The organism is Pelagibacterium montanilacus (genome assembly GCF_003992665.1).
GTDB classification, from domain to species: domain Bacteria; phylum Pseudomonadota; class Alphaproteobacteria; order Rhizobiales; family Devosiaceae; genus Pelagibacterium; species Pelagibacterium montanilacus.
The window spans coordinates 13,702-38,438 of record NZ_RZMX01000012.1; the positions used below are offsets into that span (position 1 = coordinate 13,702).

At 62.4% G+C, this 24,737-nt stretch carries 30 protein-coding genes and 3 tRNA genes; 7 read left to right on the forward strand and 26 right to left on the reverse strand.

Features of this window, described 5'->3' with window-relative positions; genetic code table 11:
- Nucleotide 1: 1 nt before the first annotated feature.
- The 7 genes from EO136_RS03925 to EO136_RS03955 form a co-directional block, all read right to left on the reverse strand.
- Nucleotides 2–1,534: an acyl-CoA carboxylase subunit beta gene (locus EO136_RS03925; RefSeq protein WP_127143167.1), complete on the reverse strand. Its 1,533-nt coding sequence runs from the start codon at nucleotides 1,532–1,534 to the stop codon at nucleotides 2–4.
- 75 nt (nucleotides 1,535–1,609) lie between these two features.
- Nucleotides 1,610–2,452, reverse strand: coding sequence for an S-formylglutathione hydrolase (gene fghA, locus EO136_RS03930; protein ID WP_127143168.1), 843 nt, complete (start codon nucleotides 2,450–2,452; stop codon nucleotides 1,610–1,612).
- A 26-nt stretch (nucleotides 2,453–2,478) separates the two neighbouring features.
- Nucleotides 2,479–3,066 (reverse strand): DUF1345 domain-containing protein, encoded by a 588-nt coding sequence (locus tag EO136_RS03935; RefSeq protein ID WP_127143169.1) that lies wholly within the window; start codon nucleotides 3,064–3,066, stop codon nucleotides 2,479–2,481.
- Nucleotides 3,067–3,122: 56 nt separating this feature from the next.
- Nucleotides 3,123–3,593 carry a YaiI/YqxD family protein gene (locus EO136_RS03940; protein WP_127143170.1) on the reverse strand — a complete coding sequence of 157 codons (471 nt, stop codon included), beginning with the start codon at nucleotides 3,591–3,593 and terminating at the stop codon, nucleotides 3,123–3,125.
- Between the two features lie 8 nt (nucleotides 3,594–3,601).
- Nucleotides 3,602–4,729, reverse strand: coding sequence for an S-(hydroxymethyl)glutathione dehydrogenase/class III alcohol dehydrogenase (locus EO136_RS03945; protein WP_127143171.1), 1,128 nt, complete (start codon nucleotides 4,727–4,729; stop codon nucleotides 3,602–3,604).
- A 196-nt stretch (nucleotides 4,730–4,925) separates the two neighbouring features.
- Nucleotides 4,926–4,999 (reverse strand) — tRNA-Gly (locus tag EO136_RS03950).
- 51 nt (nucleotides 5,000–5,050) lie between these two features.
- Nucleotides 5,051–5,135 (reverse strand) — tRNA-Tyr (locus EO136_RS03955).
- Between the two features lie 172 nt (nucleotides 5,136–5,307).
- Here EO136_RS03955 and rlmB point away from each other — a divergent pair.
- Nucleotides 5,308–6,063: a 23S rRNA (guanosine(2251)-2'-O)-methyltransferase RlmB gene (rlmB, locus tag EO136_RS03960; RefSeq protein ID WP_127143172.1), complete on the forward strand. Its 756-nt coding sequence runs from the start codon at nucleotides 5,308–5,310 to the stop codon at nucleotides 6,061–6,063.
- Between the two features lie 58 nt (nucleotides 6,064–6,121).
- Here rlmB and EO136_RS03965 read toward each other — a convergent pair whose 3' ends face one another.
- Entirely contained in the window at nucleotides 6,122–6,820 is a 699-nt protein-coding gene (locus EO136_RS03965; protein WP_127143173.1) for a polysaccharide deacetylase family protein, read from the reverse strand.
- 367 nt (nucleotides 6,821–7,187) lie between these two features.
- Between EO136_RS03965 and EO136_RS03970 the strand changes: the two genes are divergently transcribed.
- Nucleotides 7,188–7,263, forward strand: a tRNA-Thr gene (locus EO136_RS03970).
- Nucleotides 7,264–8,207: 944 nt separating this feature from the next.
- Here the strand turns inward: EO136_RS03970 and EO136_RS03975 are convergent.
- From EO136_RS03975 to EO136_RS03985, 3 genes are all read right to left on the reverse strand, one after another.
- On the reverse strand, nucleotides 8,208–8,639 hold the full coding sequence (locus EO136_RS03975; RefSeq protein WP_127143174.1) for a hypothetical protein: 432 nt from the start codon (nucleotides 8,637–8,639) through the stop codon (nucleotides 8,208–8,210).
- Nucleotides 8,636–8,932: a hypothetical protein gene (locus tag EO136_RS03980; RefSeq protein WP_127143175.1), complete on the reverse strand. Its 297-nt coding sequence runs from the start codon at nucleotides 8,930–8,932 to the stop codon at nucleotides 8,636–8,638. The genes EO136_RS03975 and EO136_RS03980 overlap by 4 nt, the downstream gene beginning before the upstream one ends.
- Nucleotides 8,933–8,999: 67 nt before the next feature.
- Entirely contained in the window at nucleotides 9,000–9,329 is a 330-nt protein-coding gene (locus EO136_RS03985; RefSeq protein ID WP_127143176.1) for a hypothetical protein, read from the reverse strand.
- A 281-nt stretch (nucleotides 9,330–9,610) separates the two neighbouring features.
- Here EO136_RS03985 and EO136_RS03990 point away from each other — a divergent pair, with 281 nt between their 5' ends.
- Nucleotides 9,611–9,820 (forward strand): transcriptional regulator, encoded by a 210-nt coding sequence (locus EO136_RS03990; RefSeq protein ID WP_127143177.1) that lies wholly within the window; start codon nucleotides 9,611–9,613, stop codon nucleotides 9,818–9,820.
- Nucleotides 9,821–9,849: 29 nt separating this feature from the next.
- Entirely contained in the window at nucleotides 9,850–10,446 is a 597-nt protein-coding gene (locus EO136_RS03995) for a hypothetical protein (protein WP_127143178.1), read from the forward strand.
- A gap of 90 nt (nucleotides 10,447–10,536) precedes the next feature.
- Here the strand turns inward: EO136_RS03995 and EO136_RS04000 are convergent, their stop codons facing one another.
- From EO136_RS04000 to EO136_RS04050, 12 genes are all read right to left on the reverse strand, one after another.
- Nucleotides 10,537–12,972 carry a phage tail tape measure protein gene (locus EO136_RS04000; protein WP_127143179.1) on the reverse strand — a complete coding sequence of 812 codons (2,436 nt, stop codon included), beginning with the start codon at nucleotides 12,970–12,972 and terminating at the stop codon, nucleotides 10,537–10,539.
- Nucleotides 12,969–13,313 (reverse strand): hypothetical protein, encoded by a 345-nt coding sequence (locus tag EO136_RS04005; RefSeq protein ID WP_127143180.1) that lies wholly within the window; start codon nucleotides 13,311–13,313, stop codon nucleotides 12,969–12,971. The genes EO136_RS04000 and EO136_RS04005 overlap by 4 nt, the downstream gene beginning before the upstream one ends.
- 194 nt (nucleotides 13,314–13,507) lie before the next feature.
- Nucleotides 13,508–13,681, reverse strand: coding sequence for a hypothetical protein (locus tag EO136_RS18535; protein ID WP_164730431.1), 174 nt, complete (start codon nucleotides 13,679–13,681; stop codon nucleotides 13,508–13,510).
- A 70-nt stretch (nucleotides 13,682–13,751) separates the two neighbouring features.
- The gene (locus EO136_RS04010) at nucleotides 13,752–14,045 is read right to left on the reverse strand and encodes a hypothetical protein (protein ID WP_127143181.1); all 294 of its coding nucleotides are present in this window, start codon (nucleotides 14,043–14,045) and stop codon (nucleotides 13,752–13,754) included.
- An 11-nt stretch (nucleotides 14,046–14,056) separates the two neighbouring features.
- Nucleotides 14,057–14,863: a hypothetical protein gene (locus EO136_RS04015; protein ID WP_127143182.1), complete on the reverse strand. Its 807-nt coding sequence runs from the start codon at nucleotides 14,861–14,863 to the stop codon at nucleotides 14,057–14,059.
- Between the two features lie 234 nt (nucleotides 14,864–15,097).
- Nucleotides 15,098–15,553 (reverse strand): DUF5681 domain-containing protein, encoded by a 456-nt coding sequence (locus EO136_RS04020; RefSeq protein WP_127143183.1) that lies wholly within the window; start codon nucleotides 15,551–15,553, stop codon nucleotides 15,098–15,100.
- Nucleotides 15,554–15,676: 123 nt separating this feature from the next.
- The gene (locus EO136_RS04025; protein ID WP_127143184.1) at nucleotides 15,677–15,925 is read right to left on the reverse strand and encodes a hypothetical protein; all 249 of its coding nucleotides are present in this window, start codon (nucleotides 15,923–15,925) and stop codon (nucleotides 15,677–15,679) included.
- Between the two features lie 50 nt (nucleotides 15,926–15,975).
- Entirely contained in the window at nucleotides 15,976–16,461 is a 486-nt protein-coding gene (locus EO136_RS04030) for a hypothetical protein (protein ID WP_127143185.1), read from the reverse strand.
- Nucleotides 16,458–16,799, reverse strand: a complete 342-nt coding sequence (locus EO136_RS04035) for a winged helix domain-containing protein (RefSeq protein ID WP_206513262.1) — start codon at nucleotides 16,797–16,799, stop codon at nucleotides 16,458–16,460. The genes EO136_RS04030 and EO136_RS04035 overlap by 4 nt, the downstream gene beginning before the upstream one ends.
- 192 nt (nucleotides 16,800–16,991) lie before the next feature.
- A complete protein-coding gene (locus EO136_RS04040) occupies nucleotides 16,992–17,189 on the reverse strand; it encodes a helix-turn-helix transcriptional regulator (protein ID WP_127143186.1) in 198 nt (65 codons plus the stop codon).
- Between the two features lie 119 nt (nucleotides 17,190–17,308).
- Nucleotides 17,309–17,956 carry a hypothetical protein gene (locus EO136_RS04045; RefSeq protein ID WP_127143187.1) on the reverse strand — a complete coding sequence of 216 codons (648 nt, stop codon included), beginning with the start codon at nucleotides 17,954–17,956 and terminating at the stop codon, nucleotides 17,309–17,311.
- Entirely contained in the window at nucleotides 17,953–19,233 is a 1,281-nt protein-coding gene (locus EO136_RS04050) for a tyrosine-type recombinase/integrase (protein ID WP_127143188.1), read from the reverse strand. The genes EO136_RS04045 and EO136_RS04050 overlap by 4 nt, the downstream gene beginning before the upstream one ends.
- Nucleotides 19,234–19,507: 274 nt before the next feature.
- Between EO136_RS04050 and EO136_RS04055 the strand changes: the two genes are divergently transcribed.
- Together EO136_RS04055 and EO136_RS04060 are read left to right on the forward strand one after the other, a co-directional pair.
- On the forward strand, nucleotides 19,508–19,816 hold the full coding sequence (locus tag EO136_RS04055) for a hypothetical protein (protein WP_127143189.1): 309 nt from the start codon (nucleotides 19,508–19,510) through the stop codon (nucleotides 19,814–19,816).
- Between the two features lie 177 nt (nucleotides 19,817–19,993).
- The gene (locus EO136_RS04060; RefSeq protein ID WP_127143190.1) at nucleotides 19,994–20,770 is read left to right on the forward strand and encodes an NAD kinase; all 777 of its coding nucleotides are present in this window, start codon (nucleotides 19,994–19,996) and stop codon (nucleotides 20,768–20,770) included.
- 69 nt (nucleotides 20,771–20,839) lie between these two features.
- Here the strand turns inward: EO136_RS04060 and EO136_RS04065 are convergent, their stop codons facing one another.
- The 3 genes from EO136_RS04065 to EO136_RS04075 form a co-directional block, all read right to left on the reverse strand.
- Complete coding sequence (locus EO136_RS04065) at nucleotides 20,840–22,051, reverse strand: DUF2336 domain-containing protein (RefSeq protein WP_127143191.1); 1,212 nt, start codon at nucleotides 22,049–22,051, stop codon at nucleotides 20,840–20,842.
- 89 nt (nucleotides 22,052–22,140) lie between these two features.
- Complete coding sequence (locus EO136_RS04070; protein WP_127143192.1) at nucleotides 22,141–22,932, reverse strand: transglycosylase SLT domain-containing protein; 792 nt, start codon at nucleotides 22,930–22,932, stop codon at nucleotides 22,141–22,143.
- 110 nt (nucleotides 22,933–23,042) lie between these two features.
- The gene (locus tag EO136_RS04075) at nucleotides 23,043–23,621 is read right to left on the reverse strand and encodes a nitroreductase family protein (RefSeq protein ID WP_127143193.1); all 579 of its coding nucleotides are present in this window, start codon (nucleotides 23,619–23,621) and stop codon (nucleotides 23,043–23,045) included.
- A gap of 125 nt (nucleotides 23,622–23,746) precedes the next feature.
- Here EO136_RS04075 and EO136_RS04080 point away from each other — a divergent pair, with 125 nt between their 5' ends.
- Nucleotides 23,747–24,733, forward strand: coding sequence for a hypothetical protein (locus tag EO136_RS04080; protein ID WP_127143194.1), 987 nt, complete (start codon nucleotides 23,747–23,749; stop codon nucleotides 24,731–24,733).
- Nucleotides 24,734–24,737: the final 4 nt, after the last annotated feature.

Consider the following 24,737-nt stretch of genomic DNA (forward strand, 5'->3'; position numbering starts at 1 on the left):
CTCACAGCGGAATATTCCCGTGCTTTTTCACCGGTACATGCGCCTTCTTGTTGCGCAGCGTCTCGAAGGCCCGGGCCACCCGGCGGCGGGTGTTGTGGGGCATGATGACGTCGTCGATAAAGCCCCGCTCCGCCGCCACGAACGGGTTGGCGAAGCGGTCTTCGTATTCGCGCGTCCGCTCCGCGATCTTCTCGGGCTCGCCGAGTTCGGAACGATAGAGGATCTCGGTGGCGCCCTTGGCACCCATCACGGCGATCTCCGCGCTCGGCCAGGCATAGTTCACATCGGCGCGGATGTGCTTTGAACTCATCACGTCATAGGCCCCGCCATAGGCCTTGCGGGTTATCACCGTCACCTTGGGCACGGTCGCCTCGGCATAGGCGAACAAGAGCTTGGCGCCGTGCTTGATGATCCCGCCATATTCCTGAGCCACCCCGGGCAGGAAACCCGGCACGTCCACCAGCGTCAGAATCGGAATCTCAAAACAATCGCAGAAGCGTATGAATCGCGCCGCCTTTTTGCTCGCGGCAATGTCGAGGCACCCGGCAAGAACCAGTGGCTGGTTGGCCACTACGCCCACCGTCTCGCCATTGAGACGGATGAACCCCACGAGGATATTGCCCGCATGCTCGCGCTGGAGCTCGAGGAACTCGCCCTCGTCGGCGATCTTGCCGATCACCTCGCCCATGTCGTAGGGCATGTTGGCGCTTGCCGGCACCAGCGTATCGAGGCTGTCCTCGCGCCGGTCAATCTGGTCGTTGGTGGCCACGCGCGGCGCCTTTTCGCGCGCCGAAAGCGGAAGGAAGTCGAACAGCCTGCGCACTTCGAGCAGGGTCTCAATGTCGTTCTCGAACGCCGCATCGGCCACAGAGGAAAGCTTGGTGTGCGTCCCCGCCCCGCCCAGCTCCTCGGCGGTCACCACCTCGTTGGTCACCGTCTTGACCACGTCCGGTCCTGTGACGAACATGTAGGAGGTGTCACGCACCATGTAGATGAAGTCGGTCATCGCCGGGGAATAGACCGCCCCGCCCGCGCACGGGCCCATGATCACGGAAATCTGCGGCACCGCACCCGAGGCCTGCACATTGCGCCAGAAGACTTCCGCATAGCCCCCCAGCGAGGCCACGCCCTCCTGGATGCGCGCTCCGCCCGAATCGTTGAGCCCGATGATCGGCGCGCCGTTCTGGACCGCGAGATCCATGATCTTGCAGATCTTCTGGGCGTGGGTTTCCGAAAGCGAGCCCCCGAACACGGTGAAGTCCTGGGAAAACACGTAGGTGAGTCGGCCGTTGATCGTGCCCCAGCCGGTCACCACTCCGTCCCCGGGCACGATCTGGCCATCCATGCCGAAATCGCGGGCCCGGTGGGTCACGAACATGTCGTACTCTTCGAAGCTCCCCGGATCGAGCAGCACGTCGAGACGCTCGCGCGCCGTCAGCTTGCCCTTGGCGTGCTGAACCTCGATCCGGCGCGCACCGCCGCCCTGCCGGGCCTCCTCCCGGCGCGCTTCGAGCGCATCGATCACATGCTGCATGCCTTGCCCCTCCCTCGTCCGTTCACACTAGCGCACAGGTTCGACCGCGCCAGCCATCATTTGCAAAGTGCCCTATCAGGCCGCGTCCAGCCGCTGGGCATGCCAGCGGATGTGGCTGTCCATGAAGGTGGAGATGAAGAAATAGGAGTGGTCGTACCCCTCCTGCATGCGCAGCCGCAGCGGCTGGCCCGCAGCCTCGCAGGCCTTGGCGAACCGCTCGGGCATCAACCCGCTTTCGAGGAAACCATCTGCCGTGCCCTGGTCGATCAGAAGCTCGCCATTGAACCGCGCGCCGTCTTCGATGAGCGCGCACGCATCATGGGCGCGCCACGCAGCCTGGTCGGGCCCCAGATATTTCTCGAACGCGCCCTTGGACCAGTCCGCCTCCATCGGGTTGACGATGGGCGCGAACGCCGAGCACGAGCGGAACCGGCCGGGATTGGACAGCGCGAACGTCAGCGCGCCATGCCCGCCCATCGAGTGCCCGAAGACCGACTGGCGGTCCATATCGGCGGGAAAGTGCTCGCGCACCAGCGCGGGCAATTCATCGAGCAGATAGCTGCGCATGCGGTAGTTCGCATCATAGGGCGCCTGGGTCGCATCCACATAGAACCCCGCCCCGCAGCCGAACTGCCAGTTATCGGGTTCGTCCGGCACGCCCTCGCCGCGCGGGCTCGTGTCCGGGCAGATCACAATCACGCCCAGTTCGGCGGCGGTGCGCCGGTATTCGCCCTTGTCCATGACGTTCTGATGCGTGCAGGTCAGCCCCGAAAGATACCAGAGCACCGGCAGGGTCTGCCCCTTCTCGTGCTCGGGCACGAAAACGGCAAAGGTCATCTCGCACCCCGTCGTCCGCGCGGCGTGCGAATGCACGCTCTGCGTACCGCCAAAGGATAGGGCTTGCGATAGGGTCTTCATGATCGGGCTCCCGGTCGTCTGTGATGTCATCCAGCCAGCGAAACCGCCGCGTTCACCGCGGCGGCAACCAGCACAGTGTTGAAAAAGAACGAGACCACCGCATGGACCAGATTGGCCTTGCGCATGGATGTGGCGGTGATCGCGACGTCCGAGGTCTGGCATGTCATCCCGATCACCAGCGCGAAATAGAGAAAGTCGAACCCGCCGGGCGCATCGGAATGCGGGAATTCCAGCCCCCGCTCCTTGACCGCCCGAGAGGGGCGCCAATAAAGGTGCGCATAATGGAGCGCAGCCATGGTGTGGATCGTCAGCCAGCCCAGCGCCACCGCGGCGAAGCCGAGGAGCAGATCGGAGATGGTGGGCTCGTTCTCGCGGTTGAGTAGCAGGAACAGCGAAGCCAGCGAGATCATGATCGCGGCCAGCGTCACCAGGAAGATGATGGGGGCAGGCTCGTCGGTGTCTGTGGCATGGCGGCGCAGATAGGTCGCATCGAGCCGGGGCATACGGATGGCGACCACCGCCAGATAGACGAGGAAAAACCCGACCGCTGCCAGCTCCACGGCAAGGCCGGGCACCAAGGCCAGGCCCAACACAAGCGCAAAAACCCCGCCCATGAGCCCTGCGTAGAACGGCAGATGCCGGAGGTGTCTTCCCTTCGCCGCCCGTGTACTCACTGCGCCGCCCCGCCAGGCGCCGTGCGCTTGGCCTTGATGCACAGCGTGTCGAAGGCCTGAAGGAAGTTCGAGCGGTCCCGGGGCGTGAAGCTGGCATTGAGGCCGCGGCTCTCCCCGGTCTCACGCAGGTGCTGATTGAGATTGCGCATAGCCAGCGCCATACCGATCGAACTGGTGTCGAATATGCGCCCGGTCGGCCCGATGGCGTAAGCGTCTTTCTTGAGCGCCCTGTCCGCCAGCGGAATATCGGCGGTCACCACGATATCGCTGGCCGCGATTTCCTCGGCGATCCAGTCGTCGGCTGCATCGGGGTCCTTGGGCACGGTCACCATGCGGACAAGCGGATCGCGGCTGGGCCGCAATCCGGTATTGGCGACCATCGAGACGCGCATCTGGTGCCGCTCGGCCACCTTGAGCACCTCTGCCTTGACCGGGCAGGCATCCGCATCGACGTAGATTTGCGGCACCCGAACGCTCAGTACAGCACCACTGAGCGGATCGATTCGCCCTTGTGCATCAGATCGAACCCGGTGTTGATGTCTTCGAGCCGCAGCGTGTGGGTGATCATCGGGTCGATCTCGATCTTGCCCGACATGTACCAGTCCACGATCTTGGGCACGTCTGTGCGCCCACGCGCGCCGCCGAATGCCGTACCCATCCACTGACGGCCGGTCACCAGCTGGAAGGGGCGGGTGGAAATCTCCGCCCCCGCGGCCGCCACCCCGATCACCACAGATTTGCCCCAGCCGCGATGGCTGGCCTCGAGCGCCTGACGCATCACGGTCACGTTGCCGGTGCAGTCGAAGGTATAATCCGCGCCCCCGATCTGGTCGGCCCCGCGCTTGGTCATATTGACGAGATGGGGCACGATATCGCCGTCGATCTCCTTGGGATTGACGAAATGAGTCATCCCGAAGCGCTCGCCCCAGCTTTTCTTGTCGTTGTTCAGATCCACGCCGATGATCATGTCGGCGCCGGCCATCTTCAGGCCCTGGATCACATTGAGCCCGATGCCTCCGAGCCCGAAGACCACCGCCGTCGATCCCTGTTCGACCTTGGCGGTGTTGATCACCGCGCCCACGCCCGTGGTCACCCCGCAACCGACGTAGCAGACCTTGTCGAACGGCGCGTTCGCATCGATCTTGGCCACCGCGATTTCCGGCATCACCGTGTAGTTGGAAAAGGTCGAGCACCCCATGTAGTGAAAGATAGGCTTGCCCTTGTAGGAGAACCGCGAGGTCCCATCGGGCATCAGCCCTTGGCCCTGGGTGGACCGGATCGCCGTGCACAGATTGGTCTTGCGCGACAGGCACGAGGGGCACTCGCGGCATTCGGGCGTATAGAGCGGGATGACGTGATCGCCCTTCTTGACGCTGGTCACCCCCGGCCCGACATCGACCACGATACCCGCGCCCTCATGGCCAAGGATCGCCGGGAACAGCCCTTCAGGGTCGGCGCCCGAAAGCGTGAACTCGTCGGTGTGGCAGATACCCGTTGCCTTGATCTCGATGAGGACTTCGCCAGCCTTGGGGCCCTCCAGATCGACCTCTACGATCTCGAGAGGCTTGCCCGCCTCAAATGCCACCGCCGCGCGCGTCTTCATGTGCGTATCTCCATTCCCTTGCAGACGGCCCGCCCGCAAAGCGCCGCGCCGATCACCGTTGTCGAACGATTTCAAGTCTGTATTGGCCGAGGCGTCAACCCGCACGAGCCATCGTTACCGCCAACAGCGCAGTTGACGCGCGACGGCATCGACCGAACTGCGCCAGGAAAAGCCCGCAATGTGAGGGGGATGGCGTTGGAGCGGGTGAAGGGAATCGAACCCTCGTCGTAAGCTTGGAAGGCTTCTGCTCTACCATTGAGCTACACCCGCTCAGGGTGCGCCCCGTCTCGGGGGCAGTGCGTGCTCGCGCGGGCCGCAGTCTGGTGGAGGGGGCTGGATTCGAACCAGCGTAGCCATAGGCGTCAGATTTACAGTCTGATGGATTTAACCACTCTCCCACCCCTCCCCGAAGCATCGGCGAAGCGCGATGTCGACACGACCGGAACCCCAACCGCGTCTGTGGCGGTTTATGCTGACCGGGAGCCCATGTGTCAACTGCCCGCCATGGGAAAATTGCAGACTCTTCAACACGCACGATCCGCTTGCCGACCCATGACAAAGGGGCTACCCCTCTGGCCATGAGCAAGAACAAGTTCCCGCCCAGAAAGCGGCCGCAGCGCGCGCCCGAAGACGAGCCGGTCTACCTCTATGGTATCCATACCGTTCGCGCCGCGCTGGACAACCCCAGACGCGTCCGGCGCCAGTTGCTCGCCACCACCAACGGGCTCAACAGGCTGGCCGAGGGCGGCCCCCTGCCCGCGATCGAAACCATCGAAAAGACGCCGCGCGAACTCGACGCGCTTCTGGGCACCGATGCGGTGCATCAGGGCGTGGCGCTCGAAGTCGATCCAGTCGACCGCGCGCGGCTCGACGATATCAGTTCGCTCGATCTCGTTATCGTGCTCGATCAGGTCACCGACCCTCACAATGTGGGCGCCATTCTGCGCACCGCCTGCGCATTCGGGGCCGATGCGGTGGTCACCACCAACCGCTACGCCCCCCGGGAAACCGGAGTTCTGGCCAAGTCGGCCTCCGGCGCGCTGGACATGATCCCGCTGGTCGCGGTGCGCAATCTCGGGGATGCAATCGAGGAGCTCAAGGCTCAGGGCCTCATGTGCCTCGGCTTTGATTCCGAGGCTCCGGCCCTGCTGCGCCCCCGCGCGCCGGGCGGGCGCCTCGCCATTGTTCTGGGCGCCGAGGGCAAGGGATTGCGTCAGAAGACCCGTTCGCTATGCGACGAGATGGTCCGGCTCGACATGCCCGGCCCGATCAAGTCGCTCAACGTGTCCAACGCTGCCGCAATCGCGCTATTCGCCGCGACGGCGGGCCGCTGACGAGCGTCCCGAAATACGGCCGACGCTTTCCGCTTCGTAAGCGCAGAAGAACCCCGGCTTACAGCCCCGCCGTCACCAACGGCGTGTCAAACACCGATCCGTCCGTGCTCTTGAGCGAAACCACGCTGTAGCCCCGCTCGGCCAGGGCGGCGAGGAAATCGGGCAGCATGGCGACGGTCCGCGCATGGATGTCGTGGAACAGGATCACGCCCCTCCCCTTGCGCTCGAGTGCATCGAGCGTCGACTGCAGCAGTTCAGACGCGGTGACCGAGTAGTAATCCTTGGAATCGATGTCCACGCCCAGCTCGATCAGATGCCCATCGGCCACCGCCGTGCGCAGCACCCCGTCATAGGCGAGATAGGGAAACCGGAAGAACCGCGAGACATCGCCCGCCCCGTCCGCGCCGAGCGCCTCGGCAACTGCCTCATGGCCCGCCTGCACTTCAGCCATAGCCTCGGCCGGGGAAAGCTCGGTCAGTCGGGCATGGTCATAGGTGTGAGAGCCGATCGTGTGCCCATCAGCCGCCACGGCCCGGACCAGTCCGGGATGCGCCCGGGCGGCCCGTCCCAGCATGAAAAACACCGCCTTGGCCTCATGGCGCCCGAGCGCATCCAGCACAGCCTCGGTCCGTTCCGGCCGGGGACCATCGTCGAAGGTCAGCACCACTTCGCCGGGGGCAAGGGCAATACCCGCCCGCTCGCCCACGATCAGCGTCCGGCCGGCCAGCGATGTCGCCCGCTGGTCAATGCCTGCCATTCGATATTCTGGTGTCGACCGCAAATGCCCCGACCCGGTCGACGCGGTGATGACCGTATCGATGCCGGCATTATAGGCGCTGAGCGTAGGACCGGCCTCTGGTGGCCGGGCACAACCGGCGAGCGCCAGCGCTGCAAGACTTGCAATAGATAAGAGTTTGAACACGATCCCCACCAGGTGCCCCCATGCCCGAAAGCGCCTGATGCAGTCTTGATGATTATGGTTAACAACCGGTTCCGTAGCTCCGTGTTTATACTTAACGAAGTCTTACCCTTCGCGCCCGGAACGCCACTGCCACAAGCCACCTTACCGCCCGGCCCGCACCAGTCTTGCGCCGGCCTGGACATGGTGATAGCTAGCGCTCGTTGCCGGTATAGCTCAGTTGGTAGAGCATCTGATTTGTAATCAGAGGGTCGCGGGTTCAAGTCCTGCTGCCGGCACCAGCTAATCAGGCACTTAGCACACATTCTTCATAAGCCGGTGTAGCTGCCCGCCTACAGGGTAACGCCCGGGGTAAATCGGAACCACGTTTCGCCTGCACTTGCGCGTTCCGGGTTATTTCCACGCTGGAAAAAACGTCTGCGCGCCACCTGCATGATGCAGGTGCCATGCCCCAGATTTGGGCTGTGGCCGCAAGGGGGTACGCACCGGGCGCGTACCCTTGCCGCGACATGTGACGGAATTCGTCGGATGTGAGGTGTGGCCATGATGGCCCTACCCTTGCTGAATTCTAAGCAGACCCCCTGCGCAGTTTTGCGCAGACCCCTCGGCGCCTTACTGCACGGGCAGTTGTTTCGATATCGAAACAACTGAACCCACCGAAACGGCAGTGCAGACATCTCCGCAATTTTGCGGATATGTTTCGCGGGCGCGCGCCACGGTGGCGCGGGACCATCTGCATGAAACTGTGCAGACCCAACCGTGTTCATATGAACACAGCTGCCCAGAGTAAGGATGTGCTCTATTTGGAACGGCGGACAACTTGTCCACCGTTTCGATATCGAAACGGTCGGACGAAATTCCCACCACCGCACTGGGCAACTGTAACCATATGGCTACGGTTGAGTTTGGCGCCGCGCTGCACTGCGCAGCGCAATTTTGCATCGTTTAAAGCCAAGCACTTACCGGGCCCTGCGCTTCACCTCTGCCTTGCTGCCGAGATGGGCCGAACGGCTGTCGGGTGGGCGCCCGTTGCGCCGCGCGCCCTGGGGCAACCCAAAGAACGCCCGTTCCTTGGCCAGTATCCGGTCAGCGCGCCGGGATAAGGCCAAATAGCAGTTTGCCGCTCTCTGGGCCCTCCAGCGCAACCAACGCAACATGGCGAACCGCACAAGGCTAAGGGCCAGTCTGGGGCCTAGCATGTGGTCACCTCGTCGCACCCGGGACATCATGCGAGGTCCCCGATCCGTTTGCCAATTGTGGTTTCCAGAACGTGCTCGAGCCTACGGCTTCGCTCGCCCGGGCATGACACGATGAAGGTTCGGTATCCGTCGATGACTTCATTGGTCAATTCGACCCGGTAATGAATCCGCGCGCCCAAAGCGGTTTCATGGCCGCTCTCATAGATCCCGTCGCCTTCGTAGCGACCCGTTACGCGATTGCCGACCAGTAGCATCGGGTCACCGGGCCGCTCCGGTAGATTGAGCCTCCAGCGCACAAGCATCGGGTCGAGCTCTTCGGCTGCGCGTTTGAACTCGGCCAGGTGGTATTTCAATCGCTCGTAAGCCGTCATCACTTCGTCGGCGGCAGCCGGCGCAGACAATGCAACGGGCGTAAGAGCCGCGCCGGGCAGTGCCTTCAATATGTCACGGCGCTTCATGCTTCACCGCCTTTCGCGAGATCGACCACGCGCAAAAACCACTCGGGGCGCCATTCGCTGTTGCCGTGGTCAGTTTCGGCCAGCAATTGCATGGCCAGTTCTTGCGCGGTCACGGGAACTGCGCTGACAATGGCCTCTTGCAACTCCAGATAGCGCGCTGTGCTCTGTGCCTCCTGCTCGGCGCTGCAATCTTCAAACCCAAGCTGGTGGCACTCAAGCCATTCGGCGAACATATCTGCGATGCCAGGGGCTCGCGCTGTGTGGTGCTCTGGGGTTATGATGTTGGGGACCATGTGAACCTCCGATGGTTGTTTGGTTGAAGGCTCGGGACAGGTGGCAGCCTGCCCGAGCCGTTTTGTCTCAGGCTGCGCGCAGGCGAACCCCCATCAGGGACTCGAACAGGAGCGCGCACTGCCGGCGGTCGAGCGTCTCGGTGTGGTGGGTGTGTATCTCGATGTACGCGAGCTTCCGCTGCAACTCGATGGTCGCTTCGGGGACGTGCGAGAGAAGGGCGTCGAACGCTTTTTCTTCCTCGGCTTCTGCAGTGTCCCATTCGGCCTGATCGGCTTCTGAGACTTCGCGACCTTCCTGCCGCGCCTGGGTATTGTCGATGCCGTCTGCTGCCTCTTCGAGGCGCGCTGCTGCTACGGCGTGGGCTGCGATCAGGTGATAGATTTTCAGAGCGCTCATACCAGAGCCCTCCGACGCATAGCGCCCGGGAAATTCGGGGGCGTGGGGTTGCTGTAGATTTTGCGCTTGGAAAAGCGAACCCTGATCACGTTCCCCGTCATTGCGGTAACGGTCGCGCGGGTTGTCTTGCCTTCAAACTTCGGCTGATAAGTGCGTGTAGCCATTTGCATTCCCCTCTGTGTGCTGATAGCATCATTAAAGGGCACATAGCATATGCTGTCAATACAGTATTTGTGCTATTAGCATAAAAAGTGAGACATATGACACCTGAACAATTTCGCATGGCCAAATCCGCTCTTGGATTGAGCAATCCCGAACTGGCGGAAATCACCGGACTGCATCGCAATACCCTGAACAAGATCGATCAGGGAGCGGGCAAACCCTCGACTGCCCAGCACGTGCGCTTAGCCCTTGAGGCCCGGGGGATTCAGTTTCTCGAAAGCGGAGAAGTGGCGGAAGGCTCTGGCGTTGCCGTTCGTCCGCCCATGTGATCCAATGCATCCCAGATCAGGGGGCAATCGTGAAAATCATCAAGGCAATATTCCGCGTGTTCGTCGGGGCAGTGTTCGGCATTGCGAGCGGGCTTGTGCTGTCACCGGCCATCGCAGCGTTCGCAGGCGAACCGGGAGACTCCGCTTGGCTGATCTGGGTAGTGGTGGCCATTGCTGCCGTGCTGGCCTTTTTCGCCCCTACCATTCGGCGCGCCTTTGGTCGGAGCTTTCTGGTGTTGGGAGCCAGTACCTTTGCGCTCCCGCTTTCGATGATGGTTCTATCAGGGCGCGTGACGAACGACATGATGAACCAAGCCCAGATGGGCGAGCAGGGCATGGCCGCATTCGGCGGCGTCGTTGCCGGCACGATGATGACGGGCGCAGCCGCTTTCATCGGGTTCTTTCTGGGAGCCATCTTCCTGATCATCGGGTTGGTGCTGTCTCTCGGGGGACGTAGAGAGGTTATCGTGGTCCACCATGGGCCGGATCAAGCGCGCTACACACACAGGTCGGATGGCTTGGGGCCAGCGCCCCACGTGATTGATGCCCATCAAGCGCCATCGATTGGCCATGCCCGGCGTGGGCCGGAGCCCTCCGTGAACCGCGATATCGAGCCCACGCTATAACCCCAGCGTTACCCTATAGGTCGGACATGAAAAAAGGGCCCAGATTTCCGGGTCCCTTTTGCATTTTCGCACTGATGGTCACTCAGGGAATCAACCGGCTTTGATGGCCCTGACGAAGTCGTACCCGACTCCGTCATTGATCTGGCCGGTCATGTCCTCGAGCATTGCTCTCACCTCGTCGCGGCTATATCTGCCATTACCCGCCAATGTGAGACTGATGCCGATCTGTTGGGGCGCTGCCTGCTGTTGCGGTGCCTGCGAAGGCGCGGAGCCGCTGGGGGCCCGGGGGGCACTGCCCCCGCGCACATTGGTTGATGCAATGGCGGCGATCTGCCCGGCTGTGGCAGCGGCTGCGGTAGCTGCGAAGGCAGCGCCTACCACCGGGCCGCCAATCTTGGCGCCCGCCGCGTATGAGCTGACAACTGCCTCGATGCCCTTCACAACGGCTGTGGCGTAGGCCAAGGCTCGATTGTCCTCGAACGCGCCGGAAAGCATCGCGAGTTGATTGCCAACCGCGCCCGCCACCGACGCTGTTGCGTTCGCCATCGATTTGGATACGGCAGCGGCATATTCCTGCGCGGAAATAACGCCATCCACGCGGAACATCTGGTTCAGCCCCGCAAGCTCGGTCTGCATGCGCCCGAAAGGCGTCTCGATATCGTTTACCAGTCGCAGACCCGCATCGAGGTGGGCAAGATTGGCATTTGCCGCCACTAGGTTGTCATTCGCCGCCGTCAAAGCCTCCCCAAGCCCGCCTGTCTTTTCCGTCAGCTCGGTAAGCATCCCGCTCGCGCCGGGAGCGATGGAATTGAACTGCTCCCACTGCCCGCTGATGTTGCCCGCCCCTAGGTCTCGGTCCTGCCCGTCGCCCTGCGTCAGACGGCTCCAGTTGCTGCCCATGGCATCGTATGCGGTCCTGGTCGCTTCGCGGGACGAGTTGAACGCTTGCGTGCCCGCTGTCGGGTCGGCTTTCCACCCCGAAACGTCCACCCCTGGGATTGACGAAAGCCCGTCAAGAATCGTGTTCATCAGCGCCGCGAAACTATCCCGGACGGTCGCGAACGCCCCGAGAAAGAACGTGGCAATGCTGCTCGATGCCCAATCAAACGATGAAACGACAAGCTCGGCACCAACTTGCATGGTTTCAAAGAACGACCGCCCCGTCTCCCCGACACGATCGATCGATTCACCGAACGCGCGCACCCCGACCGTGGCGTCATAGATCCTGTAAACCACATCGGTGATGAGCAGGACCAAAAGCCCTACACCAGTGCCGGCGATGGCGGTTCGAAGGAATACAAGAGCGCCTGAGAGTGTCGCCGTGGCCCCGCCTGCCGCAACCATCGAGACGACATACTGACCTGCGAAATACACAGAAAACCCGGTTGCGGCCTGCAAAGCGGCATCCATATTGTCGGCAAGTGCGCGCAATAATTCTGTTGCCGTCTGTGTTCCCGCGCGGAGCGCTCCCGTCAGCCCGGCATCGCCCAAAGACAAAGTCACGGCCTCCACCGCCGACATGAGACCCTGAATGTCGCCCCCAAGGTTGTCTCGCATGGTGTCCGCCATGCGCTGGGCTTCTCCGGTTACATTTGACAATTCGTCTCCGAACGCCCCGACGCGATCGGCAGCATCCACCAGCACCAAGGCGCCGCTTGCCGCCTCGCGACCGAATATCGTCATCGCGTCTGCCGTGGAAAGGCTCGCAGAGCGCAACCGACCAAATATCGTTGCGAGGTCATTCGTCTCTGGGTTCACATCACCAATTGTCAGTCCGAGCCTTGAAAGAACCTCTGCCGCCTCGGCTGTCGGCCCGGCCAGTGAGGCCAGAACGCCCCGCATTGCAGTGCCCGCCCGTTCTCCCTGAATACCGGCATCAGACAGGACGCCGATTGCCGCCGCTGTGTCCGCAAGCGTGATATCGAGCGCCGCCGCAATGGGCGCCACGGTGGACATGGCCGCCCCCAGTTGCTGCACGTTCGTGTTCGCCCGGCTCGATGCAGCCGCTAGCACGTCCGCCACATCCGCCGCGTTGCTTGCCGCGATGCCGAAGCCCGACATGATGTTCGACGCGATATCGGCGGCGCTGCCCAGATCCATTGCCGCAGCCGTGGCGAGGTTGAGAACCGCCGGGATCGCGGCAACGCTCTCGGTGGCGGTGAAACCAGCCATGCCGAGAAACCGCAAACCGTCAGCCGCCTGAGACGCGCTGAATTCGGTCGTGGCGCCAAGCTCGCGAGCGACATTTCGCAAGGCTTCCATTTGCGCGGTATTGGCCCGAGTAATGGCCGCTACGGCCGACATGGATTGCTCAAAGGCCGCCAAAGTCCCGATGGTCCGCTGCAACCCGAATGCGGCGGCGGCCACGGCTGCTAGTTGGCCCGCAGCTCTGTTGAATGCGCTCGCCATCCGAGCTGCGGATTTCTCAGCATGGGTCCCGCTTCTCACCATCTCATTCAGATCGGATGAGGCGCGCCGAACCTTGCTGCTATTTACCTCCAGTCCGAGAACTGCGATTTCGCTCATTGCTGCCCCTTTCCGTGCGGCACGTGCCCGGTTGCCCGGAGCAACATTTCATGAATGGCTGCTGTGAAACGGATGTCGGGGCCACCAGGCTTATGGCTATCCATGGCTAGGCGGAGTTGTCCCCAGAGCATCGCGAGAAACCGCTCGTCATCTGGGAAATTGCGAATATCGCCGTGAATCGGCAAAGGCGTATGGCGCAAGGTGCCTGTGTCCTGCCGAACTATGATTGTCACTTGCGTGTCGAGATGCCGGCCAACCTCTAAATCATCTAGCTCGTGCTCCAGGGTCGGGCGCACCCAATGCAAGCGGTCCGGGTTGTCCCGAAAGAACTGCTCTACCATCTTGGCCCCCTGGGCTTTCGCCGCTCGGCATCTTGGCGATGGCTTTTTGGTTAGCTTAGGCATGTCTGCCGTTCCCCCTTCGATACCCTGAAACCGATTCACTCTTGGCCTTCATGCCGAAACCCTATCATACACTGGGTTTTCTCTGACGTGTTCCACTGATCGTAAGTCAGTGAGCATTGGACGATTCACTCTCATGAGCGGACCTCAATGTTCAGATCGCCCCGGCCATTGTCGGGAATCTCGAAATAAGCGCCGCTGGCTCCCTCGATCCGGATAACACCCGCTTGGATGGTCACGACCGGCTTGCCCCCGCCAGCCCCCGGCAGCTTCTTTTCCAGCGTCGTTACTCTGCTCTTGATGGACACTCTTGGCCCTCCGGTCACGTTGATAAAGGCGCCCGGGGCAGAAAGGGAAACACCCCCGGGCGCCTCTTCATCATTCCTGCTCCGGTGTCCCGAAGTTGGCGATGATGGTTTCAAGCCCGCTCCGAACCTGGGCACTGATGCCCGTCCCATTTTCTGGGGCGAATACCGGGTGCAGGATCTCTCCGGGGATGGCGTCGATCAGGCCATTGAACGACTGGTTACGGTGCCCGCCAATGTTGGCGTTGTTCATCGCGGCATCGAGGGTGGCAAGATCGATGTAGGCAGTGCGCAATTCCGCGATTGCCGCCCGGTAACGGACGCCGGCAGCTTCTCGGTGCCTCGAAATCTCTTGAAGCGTGGACATGCGCTTTCCCTTCACTGCGTATCCGGGCGAACCAAGTGCGCCCCTGGGTTGTCGGTTTCGTACTCGTGCTGGCTCGCATAGAACTTGCCAGCCGCTATCTCGTCAGCCGTCGCATGGGGATACTTGCTCTCCCCCGGAATCACGCGAACAATGTCGGCACCCTGGCGCATGAGCCATGGCGTCAGGCTGGACGACTTCAGCATGCCGTCAAACTGTCGGGCCGACACGCCGACCTCAGCCTTGATTTCGTTCAGTGCAACCTTGTGGGCAGCATTGGCCGACGCGATAGAATCCTCTGCCTCACGAAGCTCAGAAATGATCTGACCATGGCGCCGCTCAAGCGTGGCGTCGTGGATCTTGATGAATTCGTCATCGTTAAGCCCGCTCAGTGCTGCCGGCGCCGTCAGCACCGCGTCGAGTATGCGCTCGTCCTTGTTCCCGATCAGGTACCCCATGCGCTGGCCCCCGGTCATCTCACGAACCATGGCCCGTATCTCTTGCCGCTCAAGAGCTGCCGCGATGTTGGCGGGATCTGGCGCGGGGACCGAGACATCCCGGCGCTGACTCGTGATCGAGTCCACCGCCACCCCAATGGGGGCCTGCGCGGCATTGAGGGCCGGCAGATAGGTTTTCACAGCCTCGTCATGCAAAGCCTTGGCCTTGCCCGCCTGTGTCAGATTCTCATCGGCCTTGATCTTGGCAGCTCGATCGGCAAACTGGCGGGCAACGTCGAGACATTTCTCCGCTGCCGACCGAACGCCCTTAGCGCGTTCCGTTTCCTTGATCCGGGCCAGCAAAGCCTTATGGTTGTGGTTCAATTTCTTACTCCCTTTCCTGAGATGTAAGCGTTTGGAGGGTACGCAGATTGTGCGTGCCCGCTTCCCGGGTCCAAGTCCGCCCGACATAGTCGAAAGGTATTGGGCGCCCGGTTGGTGGGATCTCGACGCCATACAGGCGGCCATCATCTTCGCAGACGAATTCAAGTGTCGCTGGCAACCGCTCGGATGCCGATGTGATGGCCTCCAGCTTGGCCAGCCTGTCGCGTATCGACCTCATGAGCGCGCCGCCTTCTCTATCGCTGTCACACGCGCCTCAAGATCCGAAACCTCGATTGCGCGGGAATAGCGCTCCAGGATGCCCGAAAGGTCCCCTGCCTCGTCTGGGGTCAGCTTGCCCGCGGCGACTGCCTTGATAATCTCAGCGAACGCCAGCGGAACATCCTGAATCCCGTTCACTGGCGGGAAAGCCCGGAGATCAACAACGCGCCCTTTGCGAACTGGTGCAATGCGCTCCAGGCACAGCCTCAGTGCCACGTTGTCACCCGCCAGAGCGCTCTTGATTGCTTTCTCGGTCAGGGCCTCGGCTTCACCCTGCAAAAGCTTCTCGACTGCGACGGTAGTCTTGTGGCGAGCGCCGCGCGGACGGCCACTGTTACCGCGAGCGAACCGGCCCTTACCGTCCCGTTCCTTTTTGTTTCCGTCGTTTTCGGCGCTGTCGCTTTCGCTCATAAAAATTCCCTGCATGTGCCCCGATAACACCCGTATGTTACCCGGAATGCGCCCGTTTCGGTTTCCGTCAGTGTAACCCCTTGAGAGAAAAAAGGAAAAGCAAGGCATTCTCCTGATAGGATATCAGTGAGTAACGATGACAATCGGCGCTTGACCTAATTTTGGGTAGGAGGGGAAAAGATTACCCCTTGCCGTTTTCGGCCCGTAGATTCGGAGCGACATTCCTTGGCTGGGTTTGCACTGCATCGGTGCAAACCCCGGGGTATCGGCAATCACCATCTCCATTCCCGGCCAATCGCCGCCTTTGGTGGCGCTCTGCTTTTTTAGATTTGCTTTTTGATTTTCATTTGGATTTTCCCTCTGCATCTGCATTTGCTTCTGCTTCTTCCTTCTTCTTGTATCGGTAGGGTCTCGATACGGTATCAGCGGGTGCGAACGATGCTGTCATAGAGGCTTTGGGAAATAGGGGGCGAGTTGCGAGATGGTCCGTTCTGGGGCGCGGCGGCTTGTCCAAGCGGGTCGCGGGACCGATCAAAGTCCTCTTGGGCCCTCTCAGCGATGGACTCGCTCGGCAGCTCCACAATCATTCTCTGGACAGCCTGGGCGTGCTTGGGATTCTGGGCAGGGCACCACTTGAACCAATCGCAGATATAGACCGTGGCGTTTTCTTCATCGAACAGGATCAAACCCGCTTCGACCAATTCAGCCCGGGTGGATCGGTATTTGTCCTGGGGCCATTCCAGATCGGTAGCAGCGTACCCATCAGGCAGATGATAGGCACCGGCGCTGCACTGGTGCTTGGATGTCATCAGGTAGAGCAACAGGAGCTTGGCGTCCGGAGACGCCAAGCTGTTGAAACGGGCCGACGACCATATGGCCGGATAGACCTTGGTGAATTTGGCGCTCACGCTGCACACCCCGCAGGGTATCGCACCCCAGCCGGGCGCCACTCATCGAGGTTGCCCCCGTCGAGCGTGACGGCATCATGCAGGACATAGCGAGCATGCGAGCCGGCGAAGGGACCATCATGGGGCTCGTCAACCGTCTCGACCGTGAAGCCATGGCCCCTCAATAGCCAGACATAGTGCGACCATCGAGGCGCGGGGTTATCAATCGGAGTGCATCCCCGCTTGCCAGCCTCGACAAGCTCGAGCAGTGCCCATGCCTCCCGGCCCACCAGATCAATGGAGTGGTCGCCATCGGCGCGCCCGTGGATCTTCGCGGTGAGGTGAAGTTTCTTAGGCATGCGCGCCCCCCAGTCCCGAAAGTTCGCAAACCACCCTGGCCACAGGCAGGGAAAGCCCCATCCGGCCCGCAATGCGCCTGGCTGCAATTTCTCTTGCGGGGAATGCCTCGGGAACGTAGTGTGAGGGTGCCTGAATATCTTTGCCGCCGTGCCCGGTGCCAGCCGGGGCGGCGGTTTCCTTTTGGGGGTGCTTCATGCGGCCGCCTCCACTGTGCGCCGCGCTTCCCAATCGATGATGTCTTGTTCCTTGAACAGACGACGATTGCGGACTTTCATTGGACGGGGAAAGTTCAGGCTGTCGTCTTCCAGCCACCGCCAGAGGGTCATATCGCTGATGCCACCGAAGCGGGCGCGAACCTCTGTTGCGGTCAGGTAACGATTATCGGACATGGTGTCTGTCTCGGTCTCTCATGGTTGAACACGAGACCGAGAGTGTATTATCGTTACGCGGTGCGAAATTACTGTCGCCAAACTTGCCACTAGTGCAATCGAGCGCTGCACTAGTTTGCTTATTTCAGATTCTGCACTGGAGCCCGGTACGCATCAAGGTTGGACTTGCCGAACGTGTCAAAGTCCGGAATCTCGAAGGAAACTGGCGGAATCGGCCAGCTTTCCTGGGCCCGCCACATGGTCGCGCTAAACCGCATGCCCGCTTGCTCTGCCTTATCCAAAAGCGCGTGGGCCAGCCCGACGAATCCGCGCGGATCCTCGATCATTAGATCTTGCTCAAGAGCGAATGCTGCGCAGAGATGGGCCGCAGGCAGAAACTCAGTCCACCAACTTTGCAGGGTTCTCTTGCTCGTCGGGGCAAGGTGCCCGTTCACCAGCACCATCCCGTCTCGCATATCGCACCAGACCAAGTGCCAAGCCTTGTTGATGCTCTTTTTTTCCGGGTGATGCTCCGCCAGCATCAGGTAATAGAGCAGGACACGTCCGACCAATGACCATTCAAGGCCGGCACTCGACAAATCGCTAAGACGCGACTGCGTCAGCTCCGTCAAAGGGTCGCCATCCTCCGACATGGCGAGATCGAGTTGCATTGCAGATATGAGCATCTGGGCTTCGCGCGGCTTGCGCGGCCATCGCATAATGGCAGCAAGGGAGAGGAAACCCCTGTCCCCAAGATCGATCAGCGGGAGTGCTGCCGGACCCGTCATTCTGCTGCCCTTATCTGAACCACGTTAGCGGGCTTGTTCGTCACCAGCGTTTCCACATAGCTGGCCCACGCGTTGGCAGCTCTCCGCTTTTCGTCCGCATAGTCGTAGCGGTTGTATACGGCAGCAACCCCTTTCACGGTGCCGCTCTTGTGGTTGAGCAGCGCCTCGACAACGTGCACCGGCTGACCAAGGCGCGCCATTCCGCTTGCAGCGGTCCTGCGCAGGTCGTGGAACCGCCAGGCCGGCAGGCTGATATCGTCTGACGGCTTCCCGCGCTTCTGAGCCTCCGCAACCGCCGCAGCGAGCATTGCAGCGTCCAAATCTCGCTTATGCTTTGACCATCCGCTTGAAGGCGTGCGCCCGTTGCTCGTGAAAACCAGACCGGCGCGCCCAAGTTCGGGCTGGGCAGCAAGGGTTGTCTGCGCAAGCGGGGAAAGCGGAACTGTGTGTGCGTTGCCGTTTTTCGTCCGCTCGGGCGGAATATGCCAATCGCTGCCGTCAATCTCCTGCCGGGTCATTTCGCCAACCTCGCTCCGACGCTGGCCGGTCAGTACGAGCATGCGGACTGCCCCGTTCAGCGGGCCTTGGGCCTCTGTGGCTTTCCAGAGCCATCGGATCTCCGAGTCATTGAGCACGCGGTCGCGGCTAATCTCCGGCGCCGGGGCCTTCACCCCGGCTGTGGGCGGCGCTTCGATGACGCCCCGCTCGGCACACCAGTTGAAAAAGCGCCGAACCAAGGCCAGTACCCGATTTGCCAGCGTCTCCGCGCCACGCTCCACAATGCCGTCGAGCAAATCGATCACCTCGCGCCGCGTGATGGCGTGCACCTTGCGGTTACCCCAGAGGGGGCGAACCTCGCGCTCGATCAGCCGGCGCATTTCGGCGGCGGTACTGTCCTTTTTCTTATCCACATGGCGCTTGATGAACGTGTCCAGAAGCTCCCCGACCATGTCGGATCGATCCTGAGCGCCTATGCGAGCGGCCAGCTTCTCTGTCGCGGGATCGCGCGCCTCCGCAACGTCCCGAGCAGCCTTGCCAGCCGCTTTGCGTGCATCGGTGAGGGGGAATGCAGGATACCGGCCAATGGTCAGCTTCTTGGGCTTGCCATCGATCGGAGAGCGGTAGCGATAGGCCCAGCTCGCCACCCCGGACGGCTGAACCACCAAATAGAGCCCGGGCATGCCGCCGTCCGCAACCTCGCGGCGTGACGCGAACTCGCCACGCTCCGCCTTCGCTATCTCTGCCTTTATGGCTCGATCTGTGAGCGGCTTTGCCATGGGGTATCCTTAGGGTAATCAAATCACCTTGATAGGATACGTTACCCCAAGATATTATCAAGCCCTAACAGGGGTAACCAACCCCCGTAATCCGCAAGGTTTCCGGGCGCTCCAGCGATAAGCATGGTGTCAACCTGATGGGCTTGTCTCGCTGATTTGTAATCAGAGGGTCGCGGGTTCAAGTCCTGCTGCCGGCACCAGCCCCCCGCATCGCTGATCGCACAGTGAACCGCCCATCGGACCGACACGTATGCTGTGGGAAAGGTGGTGCCTCATGAACGCCCTGCGTTTTCTGCTCGCCCTTTGTGCCCTTGGCCTTGCTGCGCTCATCGTCTGGGCTACGGCGCAGGCCAACATGTTTGCAAGCTTCGGCACCGTTCTCGCCGATCCCTGGGGCATCGTGGCCATCGTCGATCTCTATCTCGGATTCATCGCCATTTCCGTGCTTGTCTGGATGCTCGAACCCGACTGGCGTATCCGCCTGGCCACCATCCTTCCCACTTTCATTCTGGGCAATCCCTGGGTCATCATCTGGCTGGTCTGGCGCCTGCCGATGATCGTTCGGCGCGTCGGCCTGTCCTGAACGGGTTCTGGCCTCTCTCGAGTGCGCATGATAAACGCGTCCGAGGCGTGCTCGATGGCGCGGGCACAGTCCCGCGTCTCGGGAACGCGCGGCAGAACAGGACCTTGGGGCAAATCCGCTACTTCGCAACGGGCGGAGCGCCCTGGGACGGTCGGCTTGGGCCCGGGGGAGGCACGATTGGCGCTATATACGGACGGCAGGGTCCATTTCGTCTCCAGCAGCGCCCCCGAGGCCATGGCCGCGCTGGAAAAGCTGTGCGCCATCCACGGCAATGCCGACCTCGATAACGCCAGCATCGTGGTGGCACTGGGCGGCGACGGGCTGATGCTGGAAACGCTGCACAAGGTCATGGACCGGTCCATCCCCGTCTACGGGATGAATTTCGGGTCCGTCGGATTCCTGATGAACGACTACCGGCCAGAGGCTCTGGACGTGCGCCTGCGTGCTGCGCTGCCCACCACCATTCACCCGCTCAACATGCGGGTCACCGGACCCGATGGCGTGGTGGCCGAAGCCCTCGCGCTCAACGAGGTCTCGCTCTACCGCTCGTCCTATCAGGCGGCCAAGATCCAGATATCAGTCGATGGAGAAAGACGCCTCGAGGAGTTGGTCTGCGATGGTATCATCATCGCCACTCCCGCCGGATCGACCGCCTACAACCTGTCGGCTCACGGTCCCATCCTGCCCATCGATTCCCCTTTGCTCGCCATGACGCCGATCTCCCCGTTCCGGCCCCGGCGCTGGCGTGGCGCGATTCTCTCGAACCGCGCGAGCATCGCGCTGGTTACCCGCGAGCCCGCAAAGCGCCCGGTCAACGCCGTGGCGGACAATGTGGAATTCAACGATGTCCGCGAAGTGCGCGTGCATGAGGACCGCAGCCACAGCGTCACGCTGCTGTTCGATCCGGGCCACGGCCTTGAAGAGCGCGTACTGGTCGAGCAGTTCCGGTATTAGCGCTTACAGGAAAAGCGGAAATGCTCTTCAGGTTCAGCGGCGCGACACGACAAACACTTGGATGACGCCTCAGGCCACCGCCGCCGGCAGGGCCAACAGCCCTGCAGACCTTCGGCCTTCGATCATCTCCAGATCAGGAGAGCTTGCCGCGAAGGCGGGCATCACCTGCCGCGCCGCGGCGCGCGCCAGCAGCACGTTCTGGTCGTTGAGATAGGCGAAGGCCTCCTCAAGGGCAGCGGGTATTTCGCCCTCGTGCTCTGCGATCATCTCGCCCAAAAGCACGGTCACGACGAAATGGCGGGCACTGATGTCCTCGGCCATATCCATCCGACGCGCATGCACGACCAGCCGCGCCATCAGGTTGCGCAGCGCAGGGGAGATTCCGCACCGCGCGAACAGGGCATTGAGCGCCCCACGGCTGCCGGTGTCGAGCAGCGCGCAGACCTTTCCATGCGGCGTCTGGGCAAGCTGGGCGAGGCAATCGGCGAAAAACAGCACCTGCCCGCTCACCACCGCATGCAGCATCAGCCGCGCATTGATCTGCCCGTTTTCTTCCAGCGCCGCCACATAGCGCTTGCGGCCGTGTCCTGCCTCCCGCTCACCGATCGTTGTCGCGGCCGTGTCGCACGCATCGCGCATCACGCGCCCGAGGCGCCGGGGCTGAATCGCTCCCGCCACCATCCGCGCGCCCATCAGCGCTTCGCGCACCTGCCCGACAAGGTGCAGACGCGCCAGCGCCGGAAGGTCGGCGCGCGCCAGCATAGCCCCGCGCAACTCCGCATCCTCGCCCCAGCGCTCGGCCAGCTCGATCAGGTCGTCCTCAGGCAAGGCGGGATCAGTCCGCTCGAGCACGCGCAGGCAAAGGTCCTCCTGGCCCAGCCGCAAAAGCGCCAGCGCCACCCGCGCGCTCAGCGCGGTGCGGGCGGTCATCGCCGTGAGCATGTCCGGATCGCCTGCCCGGATGATGCCCACGAGGTCCGCGTCCAGCAACACCGGCGAGAACTGCACCACCGCGCGCGATATCACCGGCGCATCCTGGGCCAGCGACAGCATGACGGGGCGTGGCGCGCGTTCGGAATGCAGCAGTCCGTAGGCGAGCGCGGCCCGGACCTTGACCGAAGGATCATCGAGAAAGCCGATCAGCGCCGCATAGAGCGCCGCTTCCTCGTCGACGGGACCGGAATGGCTCAGATAGGCAAGGGCCGCCATATGGGCCGCTTGGCCCCGCTCCTCGCTGTCGCTCGACTGCGCGAGCGCAATATATCGATGGTAGGCGACCATTACGCATCCCCCGGGTACTCATACTCGGGGCCAACTCTAGCGGCCAAGACTTAAGGATTGGTTCACCATAAATGGACGACTTGGCGTCTCTACTCGCCCGAATACAGGTCCGAGAACAGCGCCCGCGCAGCCGGGCCATCGCCCGCGGGCAAGGGCCCGCCGGATGCTCCGCCGGCCTCGGTCGAGAACAACGCTGTGAACGACACCCCCTGAGGCAGCGGCGGGCGCTGCTCGATTTCGAACCGTGAGGGCAAGGGCGGAGGCGACGCCCGTTCGGCTGCCATTTGCTGGGCCGCAAATTGCGGACTGGCCGAAGGCACCTGCTGGTGATGGCGCGCGACGAGGACCTGGTAGACTTCCCTGACGCTGCGCGGACGCCCATTGTCGTAGAATATCGTCGGGTTCGCCACGGCAGGACGCGGAAACAGGGCCGCCGCCTGCGCATCGGGCTGGCTCAGCCCGGCCTCAAAGAATCGCTCGGCCCCTCGGGCCCCGAGGAAATGGGCGATATAAAGTTCGCCGGCACTCGGCATCCGCCCGAACTTGGTGAACAGGTAATCGCCGTTGCGCCGGGTGAACGCCGCCGCCATGTCCGAGGCCACTTGCGGATCCTTGCGCAGATCCAGGATCTGCTGGCGCACCGTGGGATTTCGCACGAGGAACTCCCCGCCCCGCTCCTCGATCTGGTCGGCAAGCTGCTGATAGCCGAGCCGGCCGCCCTCGTCCTTCATCATCTCGAACCATGTGCTCTCGATGAATTGGAACAGCCCCGTCGCCGACGATGTCGCCGCCTTGGCCTTGGGGTTGAGGCTGCTCTCGCGAATCGCTGTCTGAACCAGATAGTCGAAATCCACACCATTGCGCTGCCCCGCCCGGTTCATGGCGTAGGCAAGCTCCTGGGGAATCGATTTTACGGCCGACGTCAAAGCGGGATCTCGCGACTCGGATGAATCAGTATGGTTAATGAAATATGACCGGGGTTAAGACCCGGTTAACCGGTCCACTTCGTCATCTTCTCAAGCGCGTCGGGACGGTCGCGGTCCTCAAGCCGGGTTTCGGGCCTCCCGATATGGACAAACCCCACGAACCGCTCGCCGGGTCCCGCGCCCAGCATCGCCGCCGCCTCCTGGTCATAGGCGAACCAGCGCGTCACCCAATGGGCCCCGAACCCCAGCGCGTTGGCACCGTGGCACAGGTTGAAGCAGGCATTGCCCGCCGCGATAAGCTGCTCGAACTCGGGGATCTTGGGGTGGATCGCAGCGGTCGAGACAACGCCCACGGTCAGCGGCGCGGGCAGGAATTGCTTGCGTTCGACCTCCAGCCGCTCGGGCGGGCAATCGGGCTCGCGCGACGCCACCAGTGCGGCCAGCTTCTCCCCGGCCTTGTGCCGCGCCTCACCCTCGAAGACGATGAACCGCCAGGGGGCCAGCTTGCCGTGGTCGGGCACCCGGCAGGCGATCGTGAGCAGGATTTCCAGCTGGGCTGCATCAGGGCCCGGCGCACCGAGGAAGGCAGCGGTCACGGTCCTGCGCGAGAGCAGGTAATCCTTGAGGGCGGCATTTTCAGTCATGGAAGAGGCGGTCCTTCATTCTTGCTCTTGAATGCCCCTTATGACACAGCTTTTCCCCATTCCAAGCGTATCGGTCGCCGCATCGGCGCATGTGGCGCGCACAGTCCAGGGAGATCGTTAGGCCAATGCCTCTTCGTGCCGGCCTTGCCGTACTGCTCACCCTTCTGGCGGCTCCAGTCCATGCGCAATCGGATGGCACCCAGGGCGCAATGGAAGAGGGCTTCGTCCCGCCGCCGCGCCCTGCGGAGATGGGCGGCGTTCCCTATGGCGGGGAAGGCGCTGGTCCGTCCTCGAACATCAACTCCGCCCAGGAGCTCGAGGAGCCTTTTTCCGACCGGTTCGCCGGGATCACCGATCCCCAGCCGGTCACCCTCTCTGCGCGCATTTCGGCAGAGGGCGATCTGATTCCCGAAGGCCTTGTCTGGCGCGTCTTCGAACCCCGCGTCGATGAGAGCGGCGAACTGGCCATGGTGGCAAAGTCCGAAGACGCAACCGCTACCTTTTCGCTTCCCCCGGGTGAATACCTGCTGCACGTCGCGTTCGGGCGCGCCCAGACCAGCGATTCCCTTTATGTCGAGCCGGGCCCCAACAACCGCACGATCATATTCGAGGTCGGCGCCCTGCAACTCGCCGCGATGATCGACGGCGATCTGCCCATTCCAGCCGACCAGCTCACCTTCGATATCCAGTCCACGGGCCCCGAAGGCCAGACACTGGTCGCCCAGGACGTGGTTCCCGGAGAGCTCGTGCATCTGAACGCGGGGATCTACACCATCATCTCGCGCTACGGCGAGGTGAACGCCGAGATCCATTCCGATCTGCACGTCGAGCCCGGACAGATCACCGAGGCGACGCTCTATCACCGCGCCGCGCAGGTCAATCTCAGGCTGGTGTCCGAGGAGGGCGGCGAAGCCATCGCCGACGTGGAATGGTCGGTTCAGACCCCGACCGGCGAGACCATCTACACCGAGATCGGGGCCTTCCCCGAAGCGGTGCTGGCCGAGGGCGAGTATGTCGCCCTGGCCCGTCTCGGCGAGAATGTCTACAACCGCGAGTTCGAGGTGCGTCCCGGCGCCCGCAATGAAGTCGAGATCCTCACCACCGTCTACTGACCGG

What these genes read in the sequence shown, in the direction of transcription:
- EO136_RS03925 (WP_127143167.1), bottom strand. Translation starts at nt 1,534, where the DNA reads ATGCAGCATGTGATCGATGCGCTCGAAGCGCGCCGGGAGGAGGCCCGG.
- fghA (WP_127143168.1), bottom strand. Translation starts at nt 2,452, where the DNA reads ATGAAGACCCTATCGCAAGCCCTATCCTTTGGCGGTACGCAGAGCGTG.
- EO136_RS03935 (WP_127143169.1), bottom strand. Translation starts at nt 3,066, where the DNA reads ATGGGCGGGGTTTTTGCGCTTGTGTTGGGCCTGGCCTTGGTGCCCGGC.
- EO136_RS03945 (WP_127143171.1), bottom strand. Translation starts at nt 4,729, where the DNA reads ATGAAGACGCGCGCGGCGGTGGCATTTGAGGCGGGCAAGCCTCTCGAG.
- rlmB (WP_127143172.1), top strand. Translation starts at nt 5,308, where the DNA reads ATGAGCAAGAACAAGTTCCCGCCCAGAAAGCGGCCGCAGCGCGCGCCC.
- EO136_RS03965 (WP_127143173.1), bottom strand. Translation starts at nt 6,820, where the DNA reads ATGGCAGGCATTGACCAGCGGGCGACATCGCTGGCCGGCCGGACGCTG.
- EO136_RS03975 (WP_127143174.1), bottom strand. Translation starts at nt 8,639, where the DNA reads ATGAAGCGCCGTGACATATTGAAGGCACTGCCCGGCGCGGCTCTTACG.
- EO136_RS03980 (WP_127143175.1), bottom strand. Translation starts at nt 8,932, where the DNA reads ATGGTCCCCAACATCATAACCCCAGAGCACCACACAGCGCGAGCCCCT.
- EO136_RS03985 (WP_127143176.1), bottom strand. Translation starts at nt 9,329, where the DNA reads ATGAGCGCTCTGAAAATCTATCACCTGATCGCAGCCCACGCCGTAGCA.
- EO136_RS03990 (WP_127143177.1), top strand. Translation starts at nt 9,611, where the DNA reads ATGGCCAAATCCGCTCTTGGATTGAGCAATCCCGAACTGGCGGAAATC.
- EO136_RS04000 (WP_127143179.1), bottom strand. Translation starts at nt 12,972, where the DNA reads ATGAGCGAAATCGCAGTTCTCGGACTGGAGGTAAATAGCAGCAAGGTT.
- EO136_RS04005 (WP_127143180.1), bottom strand. Translation starts at nt 13,313, where the DNA reads ATGGTAGAGCAGTTCTTTCGGGACAACCCGGACCGCTTGCATTGGGTG.
- EO136_RS04010 (WP_127143181.1), bottom strand. Translation starts at nt 14,045, where the DNA reads ATGTCCACGCTTCAAGAGATTTCGAGGCACCGAGAAGCTGCCGGCGTC.
- EO136_RS04020 (WP_127143183.1), bottom strand. Translation starts at nt 15,553, where the DNA reads ATGAGCGAAAGCGACAGCGCCGAAAACGACGGAAACAAAAAGGAACGG.
- EO136_RS04025 (WP_127143184.1), bottom strand. Translation starts at nt 15,925, where the DNA reads ATGCAGATGCAGAGGGAAAATCCAAATGAAAATCAAAAAGCAAATCTA.
- EO136_RS04035 (WP_206513262.1), bottom strand. Translation starts at nt 16,799, where the DNA reads ATGCCTAAGAAACTTCACCTCACCGCGAAGATCCACGGGCGCGCCGAT.
- EO136_RS04040 (WP_127143186.1), bottom strand. Translation starts at nt 17,189, where the DNA reads ATGTCCGATAATCGTTACCTGACCGCAACAGAGGTTCGCGCCCGCTTC.
- EO136_RS04045 (WP_127143187.1), bottom strand. Translation starts at nt 17,956, where the DNA reads ATGACGGGTCCGGCAGCACTCCCGCTGATCGATCTTGGGGACAGGGGT.
- EO136_RS04050 (WP_127143188.1), bottom strand. Translation starts at nt 19,233, where the DNA reads ATGGCAAAGCCGCTCACAGATCGAGCCATAAAGGCAGAGATAGCGAAG.
- EO136_RS04055 (WP_127143189.1), top strand. Translation starts at nt 19,508, where the DNA reads ATGAACGCCCTGCGTTTTCTGCTCGCCCTTTGTGCCCTTGGCCTTGCT.
- EO136_RS04065 (WP_127143191.1), bottom strand. Translation starts at nt 22,051, where the DNA reads ATGGTCGCCTACCATCGATATATTGCGCTCGCGCAGTCGAGCGACAGC.
- EO136_RS04070 (WP_127143192.1), bottom strand. Translation starts at nt 22,932, where the DNA reads ATGAACCGGGCGGGGCAGCGCAATGGTGTGGATTTCGACTATCTGGTT.
- EO136_RS04075 (WP_127143193.1), bottom strand. Translation starts at nt 23,621, where the DNA reads ATGACTGAAAATGCCGCCCTCAAGGATTACCTGCTCTCGCGCAGGACC.
- EO136_RS04080 (WP_127143194.1), top strand. Translation starts at nt 23,747, where the DNA reads ATGCCTCTTCGTGCCGGCCTTGCCGTACTGCTCACCCTTCTGGCGGCT.